This window comes from Microbacterium sp. Leaf288 (genome assembly GCF_001422925.1).
Taxonomy (GTDB): domain Bacteria; phylum Actinomycetota; class Actinomycetes; order Actinomycetales; family Microbacteriaceae; genus Microbacterium.
In genome coordinates, this window is record NZ_LMNI01000013.1 from 131215 (window position 1) to 144323 (window position 13109).

At 72.8% G+C, this 13109-nt stretch carries 7 protein-coding genes; 4 read left to right on the plus strand and 3 right to left on the minus strand.

Annotated elements, in window-relative coordinates; translation table 11 throughout:
- Positions 1–2: 2 nt before the first annotated feature.
- The 3 genes from ASF40_RS18350 to ASF40_RS18360 are packed head-to-tail and all read left to right on the plus strand — an operon-like array spanning position 3 to position 3002.
- On the plus strand, positions 3–1274 hold the full coding sequence (locus ASF40_RS18350; RefSeq protein WP_056372050.1) for a RuBisCO large subunit C-terminal-like domain-containing protein: 1272 nt from the start codon (positions 3–5) through the stop codon (positions 1272–1274).
- Positions 1267–2532 (plus strand): four-carbon acid sugar kinase family protein, encoded by a 1266-nt coding sequence (locus ASF40_RS18355; RefSeq protein ID WP_056371818.1) that lies wholly within the window; start codon positions 1267–1269, stop codon positions 2530–2532. The genes ASF40_RS18350 and ASF40_RS18355 overlap by 8 nt, the downstream gene beginning before the upstream one ends.
- A 17-nt stretch (positions 2533–2549) precedes the next feature.
- Positions 2550–3002 (plus strand): NUDIX hydrolase, encoded by a 453-nt coding sequence (locus ASF40_RS18360; protein WP_082497191.1) that lies wholly within the window; start codon positions 2550–2552, stop codon positions 3000–3002.
- Positions 3003–3114: 112 nt separating this feature from the next.
- Here ASF40_RS18360 and ASF40_RS18365 read toward each other — a convergent pair whose 3' ends face one another.
- Positions 3115–6228, minus strand: coding sequence for a glycoside hydrolase family 2 TIM barrel-domain containing protein (locus ASF40_RS18365; RefSeq protein ID WP_082497192.1), 3114 nt, complete (start codon positions 6226–6228; stop codon positions 3115–3117).
- Between the two features lie 62 nt (positions 6229–6290).
- On the opposite strand from ASF40_RS18365, the gene ASF40_RS18370 reads away from it, so the two are divergent.
- Positions 6291–9149, plus strand: a complete 2859-nt coding sequence (locus ASF40_RS18370) for an FAD-binding and (Fe-S)-binding domain-containing protein (RefSeq protein WP_082497193.1) — start codon at positions 6291–6293, stop codon at positions 9147–9149.
- A 2-nt stretch (positions 9150–9151) separates the two neighbouring features.
- Here ASF40_RS18370 and ASF40_RS18375 read toward each other — a convergent pair whose 3' ends face one another.
- The gene (locus ASF40_RS18375; protein ID WP_056371824.1) at positions 9152–10159 is read right to left on the minus strand and encodes a LacI family DNA-binding transcriptional regulator; all 1008 of its coding nucleotides are present in this window, start codon (positions 10157–10159) and stop codon (positions 9152–9154) included.
- 78 nt (positions 10160–10237) lie between these two features.
- Positions 10238–13063: a family 78 glycoside hydrolase catalytic domain gene (locus ASF40_RS18380; protein WP_056371826.1), complete on the minus strand. Its 2826-nt coding sequence runs from the start codon at positions 13061–13063 to the stop codon at positions 10238–10240.
- Between the last annotated feature and the right edge of the window lie 46 nt (positions 13064–13109).

Sequence of the window (13109 nt, forward strand, 5' to 3'; positions counted from 1 at the left end):
GCATGTCCTCGTCATCCTTCACGTCCCCGCACGTCGTCGCGACGTACATCATCGAGACCTCGCTGCCCCTGCGGCAGGCCGCCGAGGTCCTCGCCGGCGAGCAGTCCACCGGCACGTTCGTCCGCGTCGAGCGCGAGTCCGACGAGGTGCGCGCGCGCTTCGCCGCCCAGGTCGAGTCCCTCGACGAGCTGCCCCTCACCGGCGCCTCGCCCCTGCCGGGAGCCGTCGGCGACCCGGCCCTCCGGCGGCGTGCGCGGATGCGGCTGCGGTTCCCGCTCGACAACTTCGGCCCATCGCTTCCGAACCTGCTCGCCGCCGTCGCCGGCAACCTCTTCGAGATCAAGGAGCTGGCGGCGATCCGGCTGGTCGACCTCGAGCTGCCGCCGGCGTTCGCCGAGCGCTACCCCGGCCCCGCGTTCGGGGTCGAGGGCACGCGCCGGCTGGTCGGCCGCCCCGAGGGCGCGCTCATCGGCACGATCGTCAAGCCCAGCATCGGCCTGTCCCCCGCCGACCTCGCCGAGGTCGTCGGTCAGCTCGCCGAATCGGGCATCGACTTCATCAAGGACGACGAGCTGCAGGGCAACGGGCCGAGCGCGCCGCTGGCCGAGCGGGTCGCCGCGGTCATGCCGGTGCTCGAGCGCTACGCCGACCGCACCGGCCGCAAGCCCATGTACGCGTTCAACATCACGGACGACATCGGGCGGCTGGAGGCGAACCACGACCTCGTGGTGGCCGCCGGCGGCACGTGCGTGATGGCGTGCATCAACCTGATCGGAGTGCCGGGCCTCGAGTTCCTCCGCAGCCACAGCAGCGTACCGATCCACGGACACCGTGCGATGTTCGGCTCGTTCGGCCGCTCCGAGCAGGTCGGGATAGGGTTCCGTGCGTGGCAGAAGCTCGCGCGCCTCGCCGGCGCCGACCACCTGCACACGAACGGCATCAGCAACAAGTTCTACGAGACGGACGAACAGGTGCTCGACTCCATCGCCGCGGTGCGTGAGCCCCTCCTCGGCCTGACGCCGACGCTCCCCGTGCTGTCGTCGGGACAGTGGGGCGGGCTCGCGCACGCCACCTATGCCGCGGTCGGCACGACCGACCTCCTCGTGCTCGCCGGCGGCGGCATCCACGGTCATCCCGACGGCGCGGCAGCCGGCGTCGCGAGCATGCGCGACGCATGGGCATCGGCGGCACGCGGCGAGAGCATCGACGATGCCTACCAGAGCTCTTCCGCGCTCCGCCGGGCCGCCGAGCTCTTCGGTCCGGTCCGTGCCTAGAGCCGCCCGCGGCGCCGCCCTCTTCTACGGCGACGACTTCACCGGCAGCGTCGACGCGCTCCTGCAGTTCGCGCGGCGCGGCTGGACGGGGCGGCTCTTCACGGGACTCCCGGATGCTGCCACCCTGCGTCGCGCGGCGGACGAGGTGGACGTGGTCGGTGTGGCCGGCATCTCGCGCTCCCTCGCGCCCGACGAGATGGACGCCGAGCTGCGCCCGGTGTTCGCCGCGTTCGCAGAGCTCGACCCGGCGATCGTGCAGTACAAGGCGTGCTCCACGGCCGACTCCGCGCCGGGTGTGGGCAGTCTCGGCCGCGTCGTCGAGCTCGCGCGCGAATCGTTCGGCGAGCGCCCGGTGCCGATGCTGTTCGCGCAGCCCGACTTCGGGCGGTACACGCTGTTCGGCCAGCACTTCGCCGCTGAGCGGGGCACGGTGTACCGGCTCGACCGGCAGCCGACGATGTCGCACCACCCCTCGACGCCGATGACCGAGGCCGACCTCGCGGTCCACATCGGCCGCCAGACGGACCTGCCCGTGGGCTCCATCCCGCTCGTCGCCTTCGACGATCTCGAGGCGCTGCTGCGCAGCTCCGCCGAGTCGGCGGTGGTCCTCGACGCCCTGACCGACGAGCACCTCGTGACGGTCGGCGAGGCTGTCGCGGCGCTCCCCGCTCCGGTGTTCGCGATCGGCTCGGGCGGTCTCTCCCACGGCATCGCCGCCGCCGACCCCCGCAGCGGCCCCGCTGTCCCGGCTTCCACCCCCTCGGCGGGGCCGGTGCTCGTCGTGTCGGGCAGCCGTTCGGCTCAGACGCGCCGGCAGGCGGATGCCGCGGCCGCCGCGGGCTGGCTGGTGCAGCCGCTGCCCCTCGGCGGGCCTGCGAGGGAGGCCGTCGTGCCCGACGTGATCGCCGCGCTGCGCGCCGGACGCGGCGTCGTGCTCACCTCCGACGACGCCGACGCGACCTCGACCGGCGACCGCCCCGTGCTCGAGGCGATCGCGGAGGCGGCGGCATCCGTCATTTCCGCCGTCGCCCGCGACGAAGCGGCGCGCCGTGTGATCGTGTGCGGTGGGGACACGTCCAGCCGCGTCACCCGCCTGCTCGGCGTGGAGTCGCTCTCGATCGCCGCGAACCCGTGGGGCAACGTCGTGCTGCTGCGGGCGCACGCCGCGGACCCCGCCGTCGACGGACTCGAGCTGCTGCTCAAGGGCGGGCAGGTGGGGGCTGACGCCCTCTTCACCGACGTCGCCGAGCTCGGCTGACGGTAGGTTGGGTCGCCGTGACCCGCTTCTCCGTCGTCCCCTCTTCGTACGTCTATCTCCGCCGCGGCGGGGCGGTGCTGCTGCAGCTGCGTCAGAACACCGGCTACATGGACGGATGCTGGGCCGCCGGCGCCGCGGGCCACGTCGAGCTCGGCGAGACCGCCGTCGACGCCGCGATCCGCGAGGTCCGCGAGGAGCTCGGGGTGGCCCTCGCCGCCGCGACGCTGACGCCGGTCACGGTCATGCAGCGCACGGACGGCACCGACAACCCGATCGAGCAGCGCGTCGACTGGTTCTTCGTGTGCGACGAGTGGGAGGGTGAGCCCGAGATCCTCGAGCCGCGCAAGTGCGCCGAGCTCGCCTGGTTCGACCTCGACGCCCTCCCCGACCGCATGCCCGAGTACGAGCGCGAGGCGCTCGGCGCGCTGCGAGCGGGCGCGGGCGCGACTCTGCTCAGCCACGGCTTCTGACGCGACCCGCGAGAATCGGGGATCCCGCGAGTCTCGGATGCGGGGGCCCGGATCCGTCCGATTCTCGCCGGGTCTCCGAGGTTCGCGCGCGGGGTGTGCGCCGGCGGAGGATTCAGCGTGCCTCGAGCCGCACGCTCCACGTCGTGCGCTCACGCGGGATCCGGTACTTCTCCGGAAGAGCAGGACCGACGGATGCTGAGCCCACACCCTGCTGCGCATGATCGATGTTGAGCCACACCCGACCCGAGTCGACGAGATCGTGCGGCTTGGCGGCGCGATCGAGGTCGTGCGACGTCCAGCGGCGGGCGGTGAAGTCGAACTCCGGCCGACCCTCGACCCGCAGAGGGGGAATGCCCGGGCCCGCGACCTCGAGCCACCGCGTCTGCACATGGTTGCCGTTCTCCTGCGGCACCGGGTACGCCACCTGGAGCTCGTCGATCGACCGGCCGTAGCGCCCGACACGTGAGGCCTCGAACGAGTCGACGTACGTCTCGCCCGGGCCCCGGCCGAACCACGTCACCCGCTCGGCGGCGCCGGGAAGGCCGAACAGCAGACCGAGCCGCGGGACGAGGATGTCGCGACGCATGTAGGGGGTGTCCGTCCACGGCCCGACGAAGTCGGCGTCGACCTCGAGCACGAGCCCGTCGCCGTCGGCGGTCCACGTCATCGTCCAGGCGACGCCGTGCGGGTGCGTGCGCGGTGCCGTGCGCCCGCTCACCCGGAGCCGTCCGTCGCCCGTGTCGATGTCGTCGACACGATGCAGCAGCCGGTGCAGCATCGTCTTTCGCCAGACGCCGGCGATGTTGTTGGTCTCGCCCTGGCCGTGATCGTTCTCGGTGGGCGCGCGGTACAGGTCGAGCACCGGGCCGTCGAGCTCGAGATCGCCGAGCCGCATCAGGCGGCCCGTCGTCGCATCGAACGTGGCCGATCCGAGCCGGATCTCGCCGGCGGTGCGCGAGACATCACGAAGCTGCGGGGAAGCCACGGCACGCGCGGTGTCTCGATCGGTCTGCGGTTTCTCGGCCCCGGTGCCTGCGTCCGCGGGCGCGGGCGCACGCTGCCCCCACGCCACGACGTGCCCGGCCGGCGCCCACAGCTCGTCCGCGGCGAGCGCCGCCTCGACGGTGAGCACGATGTCGCCGGCGCCCGACGCGAGAGCCGTGGCGGCAGCATCCGGAATCGAGACCGCCACGGACTCCCCCGGTGCGAGGACGGGAACCGGCAGCGGGCCGCTCGCGGCCTTCTCGCCGTCGGCCTCGACCGCCCAGCGGAACGCCACGTCCGCGGTGTCGGCGGTGTGCCGGTCGTTCTCGACGCGCACGGCGTCGCCCTCCACCGTGATCCTGATGGTCTCGTGCGCCTTCGCCAGTTCGACGAGGCCGGGGGTCGGCGTGCGGTCGCTGAACACCAGCCCGTGGAGGCTGAACCGGCCGCCGCGCGGCTCGTAGTCCACGTCGTCGCCGTGCATGACGAACGGCACCCCGTCGTCGGTCGCGGCGTTCCAGCCGTGGTCGATCCACTCCCACACGAACGCGCCGCAGAGGCGGTCGTGGGCGCGGATGATGCGCCAGTAGTCCTGCAGGGATCCGGGGCCGTTGCCCTGCGCGTGGGCGTACTCGACGAGGAGGAAGGGGAGGGCGCGCCGGCGCTCCTCGTCGGCCTCGGTGACACCCTCCGGCAGCGGCGCGACCCCGCCCGAGTCGGTGAACACCATGCCGTGCATGCTCAGCCGCCCCCCGCGGGGCTCCTCGTGCCGGCCGATCTGGTCGAGCAGCTCGAGCGACGGATACATGAGCGAGTAGAAGTCGGAGTCGCGATAGCTCGGGTCGCGCTCGTAGAGCACGGCGCGCGAGGGATCGCGTTCGTCGAGCCAGCGGCGCATCTCGGCGAAGCCGTCGCCGGTCATGCTCTCGTTGGCGAGCGACCAGACGACGATGCTCGGGTGGTTCTTGTGCGGCTCGACCGTGCGCACGAGGCGGTCCATGACCGCGTCGCGCCACTCGGGCAGCGCGGGCGGATTGTGCGCCCATCCCTCGTAGATGAACCCATGCGTCTCGAGGTCGGCCTCGACGATCACCCACAGTCCGTACTCGTCGCACAGGCGAAGGAACTCCGGATGCGGCGGGTAGTGGCTGGTGCGCACGGCGTCGATGTTCGCGCGCTTCATGAGCACGATGTCGTGGATCATCGTGTCGCGATCGAGCGTGCGCCCGGTGTCGGGGTGGTGCTCGTGCCGGTTGACGCCGCGGAACGTGACGGGCCGCCCGTTCACCGTGAACACGCCGTCGACGACCTCCACGTGCCGGAACCCGACGGCGAGCTCGACCGTCTCGCCCCTCGAGCGCAGGGTCCCGCGATACAGGCGCGGCCGCTCCGCGCTCCACGGCTCGACGGGAGCCGTCACGGTCTCGCCGGCCGGGACACGGATGCCGAGCTCGGGGATCTCGACGACGGCCCGGGTCGAGGCATCCACCCGCAGCGTGCCGATGCCCGTCGCGGCGTCGTAGTCGGCGTGCACGAAGTGGTCGTCGATCGCACCGGCCGGACGCGCACGCAGCTGCACGTCGCGGAAGATGCCCGGGAGCCACCACATGTCCTGGTCCTCGAGGTACGTGCCTGCCGACCAGCGGTGCACGCGCACGCACAGCACGTTGCGCCCGGCTCGCACCCGTGCGTCGAACTCGAACGGCAGGCGGCTGCCCGTCGACCAGCCGAGCTCCTCGCCGTTCAGCCAGACCTTCGCGCACGAGTCGACGCCCTCGAAGCGCAGCACCGCCGGGCCGAAGCCCGCGGGGACGTCGAAGACCAGCCGGTAATCGCCGGTCGGATTCTCCGTCGAGACGCGAGGCGGATCGAGCGGGATCGGATAGGCGGTGTTCGTGTAGAGCGGCCCCTCGTCGGTGCCGAGCATGCGGCGCGCGGGGCCGCCCGCAAGCGGCGTGAACTCCTCGAGCACCCAGTGCGACGGCACCGGCATCGCGTCCCAGCCCGCATCGTCGAAGTCGTCGGCGATCCATGCCGACCCCGTGCCCGCCGCCGTGGGTGAGAGCCGGAAGCGCCACACCCCGTTGAGGTCGACCGTCGCGGCATCGCTGACGGCGTCGGCCCGCGGCATCCGTCGTCCCGCTCCCGGAGCGGTGCTCTCCCAGTACCGCTCGACGCCATCGCGGGAGAGGTCGGGCCCAGTGGAGATCACGGTGGACGATCCGCTAGTCTGCATGTCCATAGGAGCTTGCATATCCATTCTCTCTTGAATGTGATTGCAGTCTAGCTCAGCGAGGAGTCCCCATGGCAAGAAGCGCCGCCCCCGCGACCCTGCCCGCCGCCGGCGTTGTGGACGCAATCGCGCACGCCGTCGGCGAGGCATCGCGCCTCAGGACCCGCGCCATCGACCGCGTCGCGTACGCGAGCGACGCCTCCCACTTCCTGCTCACCCCTGAGGCGGTGCTCGTCGCCGCCGACGCGGCCGAGGTCGGCCGCGTGATGCGCGAGGCCGGCCGCAGCGGGACGAGCCTCACGTTCCGCTCGGGCGGCACGAGCCTCTCGGGCCAGGCATCGACCGACCGGCTGCTCGTCGACGTGCGGCAGCGGTTCCGCCGCATCGACGTGCTCGACGGCGGGCGCCGCGTGCGCGTGCAGCCCGGCGCGACGGTGCGACAGGTCAATGCACGGCTCGCGCGGCACGGCTTCCGGCTCGGCCCCGACCCGGCGAGCGAGCTCGCCTGCACGATCGGCGGGGTCGTCAACAACAACTCCAGCGGCATGGCATGCGGCATCACCGAGAACACGTACCGGACGCTCGAGTCGCTCGTGCTCGTGCTGCCGTCGGGCACGGTCGTCGACTCGGGTGCGCCCGATGCCGACGCGGCACTCCGCGCCGCCGAGCCTGATCTGGTCGACGGCCTGATGCGGGTGCGCGAACGGGTGGTGTCGAACCCGCGGTCGGTCGAGGTCATCCGCCGGCAGTTCGCGATGAAGAACACGATGGGGTACGCCGTCAACGCGTTCCTCGACTTCGACACCCCGGCAGAGCTGCTCGCGCACCTCGTGGTCGGCAGCGAAGGGACGCTGGCGTTCGTCGCGGAGGCGACCTACCGCACGGTGCCGATCCTGCCGCGCATGGCGACGGCGCTGACGGTCTTCCCCGATCTCGCGGCCGCGACGCGCGCCCTCCCCGAGCTCGTCGCGACGGGGGCGGCGACGCTCGAGCTCATGGATGCGACGTCGCTCCGGGTCGGGCAGTCGCTCGCCGGAGCCCCCCGCGAGATCACGGGGCTCACGGTGCGCGACCAGGCGGCGCTCCTCATCGAGTTCCACGCGCACGACGACGACGAGCTCGCACAGCTCGTCGCGCGGGGCGCGCAGACCCTCGCGGGGCAGCCGCTCGAGGCCGCGGCATCCTTCTCGTCCGATCCGGCGGCGCGCGCCGCCGCGTGGAAGCTGCGCAAGGGCCTCTACGCCTCGGTCGCCGGTGCGCGCCCGAGCGGCACCACGGCACTGCTCGAGGATGTCGTCGTGCCCGTCGACCGCCTCGCGCCCACGTGCGCGACGCTGCAGACGCTGTTCGAGCGGTACGCCTACGACGACAGCGTCATCTTCGGGCACGCGAAGGACGGCAACATCCACTTCATGCTCACGGACCGCTTCGAGTCGACCGATCAGCTCGCCCGCTACCGTGCGTTCACCGAGGACATGGTCGAGCTCGTGCTCGACGCCGGCGGCAACCTCAAGGCCGAGCACGGCACCGGCCGCGTCATGGCGCCGTACGTGCGCCGGCAGTACGGCGACGAGCTCTACGACGTCATGCGCGAGCTCAAGGGACTGTGCGACCCGGCCGGGATCCTCAACCCGGGCGTCATCATCGACGACGACCCCGAGGCGCATCTGCGCAACATCAAGCTCGCCGACCCGATCGAGGAGGAGGCCGACCGCTGCGTCGAGTGCGGCTACTGCGAACCGGTGTGCCCGAGCCGCGACCTCACCCTCACGCCGCGCCAGCGGATCGTGACGCGGCGCGCGATCGCCCGGGCCGAGGCATCCGGCGATCACGCGCTCGTGCGCGAGCTGGAACGCGACTACGACTACGCGGGCGTGGACACCTGCGCCGTCGACGGCATGTGCCAGACCGCGTGCCCCGTGCTGATCAACACGGGGACCCTCGTGAAGCGCCTGCGCCGCGAGGACGCCGGCCCGGCGGCGAACGCGGCGTGGAAGGGCGCCGCGCACGCGTGGGCAGGGGCGACCCGGGTCGCGAGCCTCGGCCTCACGGTGGCCGAGCGCCTTCCGGCCCGCACTGTCGGCGCCGTCACCGACCTCGGCCGCGCCGTGCTCGGCGCAGACACCGTGCCGCGCTACTCGGACGACCTCCCCCGCGGCGGACGCGCGCGCTCACGCCTCGGCGCCGGCGTCGGCACGGGCGACGAAGCGCCGGTCGCGGTCTTCCTCCCCGCCTGCGTCAACGCGATGTTCGGCGCCGCGGGCGACGGGGTCGGGGTGACCGAGGCGTTCCGCCGGCTCGCCGAACGCGCGGGCGTCCGGCTCGCGGTGCCGGACGGCGTCGACGCGCTGTGCTGCAGCACACCCTGGACCTCGAAGGGCCACGCGGGCGGGCGCGAGGTGATGGCCCGCCGGGTCGCCGCGTCGATCACGGACGCGTCGCACGGCGGCGAACTCACGATCGTGACGGATGCCTCGAGCTGCACCGAGGGCTTCATCCACCTGCTCGCCGATGCCGGCGTCGACGCCCGTGTCGAAGACGCCGTCGCCTTCGCCGAGCGCGTGCTGCTCCCCCGACTGGGCGAGGTGATGCCGCTCGTCGGCTCGCTGGCGCTGCACCCCACGTGCTCGTCGACGCAGCTCGGCCTGGACCCCGCCCTGCGCCGCGTGGCCGAAGCCGTCGCCACCGAGGTGGTCGTGCCGGACGCGTGGTCGTGCTGCGGCTTCGCCGGAGACCGCGGGATGCTGCATCCCGAGCTCACCGCGTCCGCCACGGCCGCCGAGGCCGCCGAGGTGCGCGCCCTGGGCGCCGACGCGCACGCGTCGTGCAACCGCACGTGCGAGCTGGGCATGACGCGCGCGACGGGAGCCGACTACCGCCACGTGCTCGAGCTGCTCGAGGAGGCGACCCGGCCGACCTCGGCCCGGTGAGGTCAGCCGGCCGTGGACTCCCGCACCACCAGCTCGGGCTGGAAGCGCACGGTGCGCGCGTGGTCGCCGTCGGGCTCTTCGAGGTCCTTGAGGAGCAGGTCGACGGCGGTGTACCCGATGAGGTGCGCCGGCTGGCGGATCGAGCTCAGCGGCACGACGGTCGCCGACGCGAAGTCGATGTCGTCGTAGCCGATCAGCGCGATGTCGCGCGGCACCTGCAGATCGGCCATGAGCGTGAACGCCTGCAGCGCGCCGACGGCGAGCAGGTCGTTCGCGGCGAACACCGCGTCCGGCCGGTCTGCCGCGGCGCGTCCGCGGAGGAGCTCTCCCGCCTCACGCCCCTGCAGCACCGACAGCGCCGACATCTCCACGACTTCGAGGGTCGCCCCCTCCACCTCGGCGACGGCGCGACGCGCGCCCTCGAGCCGGTCCGCCACCTGGCGGATCGTGCGAGGACCGCCGATGAAGGCGATGCGCCGGCGCCCGGTCGACAGGAGGTGCGAGACCGCGAGGTAGCCGCCCTCGACGTCGTCGACCGAGACCGATCCGAACGCCCGCGCGGAGTCCTCGTGGTCGACGAGCACCACGGGCACTCCGCCGGCGTGCAGCCGCGCGAGTCCGGCGAGGTCGCCGTCGACAGGCGTGACGAGCACGCCGTTCACCCGCTGCTCGCGGAAGAGATCGAGGTAGGCGTCCTCGCGGTCGGAGCGCTCATCGCTGTTGCCGAGCAGCACGCTCATCCCGGCCTCGGCGGCGCGGTCCTCGGCCCCGCGGGCGACCTCGGCGAAGAACGGGTTGCCCGCGTCGAGCACGATCAGGGCGATGCTGCGGCTGCGCCCGGCTCTGAGCTGCCGGGCCGCGTCGTTTCGCACGAAGCCGAGCTCCTCGATCGCCTGCGTCACCCGCTCGACGGTCGCGGGCGACACCTTCTCGGGTCGATTGAGCACGTTCGAGACCGTGCCGACGGAAACGGATGCCGCAGCCGCGACATCGCGCACGCTCACCACCATGACGCCCCCAGTGTTCAGATCCGCTTCCCGCGAGTGTAGGGCACGGGGCAAGCCGTCTCCCCCGCGCCCCGTCCGGCCTCAGGCATCGGCCGTCGCCCCCTCGCGCTGCGCCGACAGCGCGGCGAGCGCCGCGGCGATCTCCTGCTGCGTCTCGGGGCCGGCGTGCATGAACAGCGCCTCCCCGAGTTCGCGGGCCTCCGACCATTTCGTGTGCGTGCGGAAGCCGTGCGCGGCCTCGGGGCTCGAGGCCTCGAGCACCTGTCCGATGGCCTCGTAGGCCTCGAGGTCGTCGATGACGGCGGCGAGGGTCGAGTCCAGGCCGATGCGCGAGGCGGCGGCCGCCGGCGCGGTGTCGGCGACCTCCCACTCGTGGGTTCCCGAGCCGACCTCGAGCTCACGCCCGTCGGGCAGCACGACGACGGCGGTCGTGTTCGGCGGCACCGTGGCCTCGACGCGGATGACGCCGCCCTGGCGCGACCAGCCCGCACGCGCGGTGCCGTACGGCGTGAGGTGCTCGGCCCACGCGTGGTCGAACTCGGCGAGCGGGCGCGGCTGGATGCGGATCCGCTCGTATCCCGGCGCGTCGGGCGCGAGGCCCGCGACGACGCGATGCAGCCAGTCGCCGACCGCGCCGAGCGCGTAGTGGTTGAACGAGGTCATCTCACCCGGGTTGATCGATCCGTCGGGCAGCATCGAGTCCCACCGCTCCCAGATGGTGGTCGCCCCCATGGTGACCGGGTACAGCCACGACGGGTTCTCCGTCTGCACCAGCAGGCGGCGTGCGGTCTCGAGGTTGCCGGTGCGCGTGAGGGCGTCCTGGATGATCGGCGTGCCGACGAAGCCGGTGCTGATGCGGTAGCCCGACAGGCGTGTGAGCTCGGCGAGCCGGGCGCCGAGCACCTCCTGCTGGTCGGCGGGGACGATGTCGAAGACGATCGCCATCGCGTACGCGGTCTGCGCATCCGACATCATGCGCCCGGCGGGCGTCACGTACTCCGCGAGGAACGCGGCGCGCACCTCCTCCGCGATCTGCCCGTACTCCCGGGCCTCGTCGTCCTTGCCGAGGAGCGCGGCGGCGCGGGCCACGGCGTCCGCCGAACGGAAGAGATAGGCCGACGCCACGATGTCGGCATCGGTCTTCGCGTTCGCAGGCAGGTGCGGCGGCGCGTCGGGGTCGAGCCAGTCGCCGAACTGGAACATGCCCTCCCACAGCCGGCGCGGGCCGGCCAGCCCGATGAGCACGTCCGCCCAGCCCTTCATGCTGGGGTACTGGCGCTCGACCGTGGCGACGTCGGCGTAGCGCTCGTGAAGCACCCACGGCACGATCGTGGCGGCATCGCCCCACGCCGCGGCGGGGCGGGCGACGCCGAGCGCGTTCGGCACGACGAACGGCACCACGCCGTCGACCTGCTCGAGGGCGAGGTCGCGCAGCCACGAGTCGAGGAAACCGCGCACGTCGTAGAGGAACGACGCCGTCGGCGCGAACACCTGGATGTCGCCCGTCCAGCCGAGACGCTCATCGCGCTGCGGGCAGTCGGTCGGAAGGTACAGGAAGTTGCCGCGCAGGCCCCACACGATGTTCTCGTGCAGCTGGTTGACGAGGGGATGGGATGCCTCGAACCAGCCCGTGCGCTCCATGTCGCTGTGGATGACGACCGCGGTGACGGCGGAGGGGTCGAACTCGCCCGGCCAGCCGTCGATCTCGGCGTAGCGGAAGCCGTGGAACGTGAACTCCGGCTCCCACTCCTCGGCGCCCTGGCCGGACAGCGTGTAGTGGTCGGTCGCGGCGGCGGCGCGCAGCGGCCGCGTGCCGAGCTCGCCGTGCTCGAGCACCTCGGCGTGCCGCAGCGTGATCACCGTGCCCGCGGGACCTGAGACCCGGATCCGGAGGCGGCCGACCAGGTTCTGCCCGAAGTCGAGGACGGTCCTGCCGCTCGGGGTGGTGATGACCTCGCGCACCGCGAGGTCTTCGACGCGTCGTACGAACGGCGACACCCGCGCCTCGGGCGTGCGCAGTGCGTCGAGCTCGGCGACGGGCGCCCAGCTGTCGGCCGCGTACCCCGCCTCGGCGAAACCCCGACCGTCGCGGTCGACGAGGGCGAGCCGGGCGTCGTGGTCCTCGCCCGCGTAGAGCCCGCTCGCCGTGAGGGGTCCGGTGGACGCCTGCCACGAGGCATCCGTGACGATCCATTCGCTCGACCCATCGGCGTACTCGATGAGCAGCTGACCCGCGAAGCGCGGCTGGTCGGCGTAGAGGGGACGCGCGTTCTCGCGGAACCCGAAGCTCTCCGTCGCCCACGCGCCGGCCAGGCGCACGCCGATGGCGTTGCGGCCCTCCGCGACGAGAGCGGTGACGTCGGTGGTCTCGTGGATGGTGCGGTGCGCATAGGGCGTCCAGCCGGGCTTCATCACCTGGTCGTCGACGTCGACGCCGTCGATCGCCACCTGGTACACGCCCAGTGCCGTCGCGTAGAGCGTGGCGCGTGCCACCGGGCCGGTCACGTCGAACTCCGTCCGCAGGTACGCGGGCTGGGCATTCGCGGCGGGCGCGGCGAGGCCGATCGTCACGGCCTGCCACTCCCCCTCGGCGAGGAACCCGGCGACGACGCGCCGCGGCTCGCTCCAGTCGCCGAGGGCGCCGTCGACGCCGGTGACCCGCACGCGCAGCGAGGCCTCCTCGCGCGCGGCGAGCGGGGCGAACGGCCACGCGATCCTTGTCGACGCGCGGCCGTCGACACGGTGCGACGACACCTCGCCGGCACGCGTGACCTCGACCTCGGCCCCGGCCTGCAGCCACCCGGGGATGTCGGTCTCGGTGCGCCAGCCGATCTCGGGGGTCGATGAGGCGACGACGTCGCTGCGGTATGGCGCGTCGATGACGATGTGGGGAACGGGGCTGCTCATGGCACTCCTCGGGTGTGTGGTCTGGGGGTGGGGAAAGGTCTGACGG

Coding starts and splice junctions, on each gene's coding strand:
- ASF40_RS18380 (WP_056371826.1), bottom strand. CDS start 13,063: ATGAGCAGCCCCGTTCCCCACATCGTCATCGACGCGCCATACCGCAGC.
- ASF40_RS18370 (WP_082497193.1), top strand. CDS start 6,291: ATGGCAAGAAGCGCCGCCCCCGCGACCCTGCCCGCCGCCGGCGTTGTG.
- ASF40_RS18365 (WP_082497192.1), bottom strand. CDS start 6,228: ATGGACATGCAGACTAGCGGATCGTCCACCGTGATCTCCACTGGGCCC.
- ASF40_RS18350 (WP_056372050.1), top strand. CDS start 3: ATGTCCTCGTCATCCTTCACGTCCCCGCACGTCGTCGCGACGTACATC.
- ASF40_RS18375 (WP_056371824.1), bottom strand. CDS start 10,159: ATGGTGGTGAGCGTGCGCGATGTCGCGGCTGCGGCATCCGTTTCCGTC.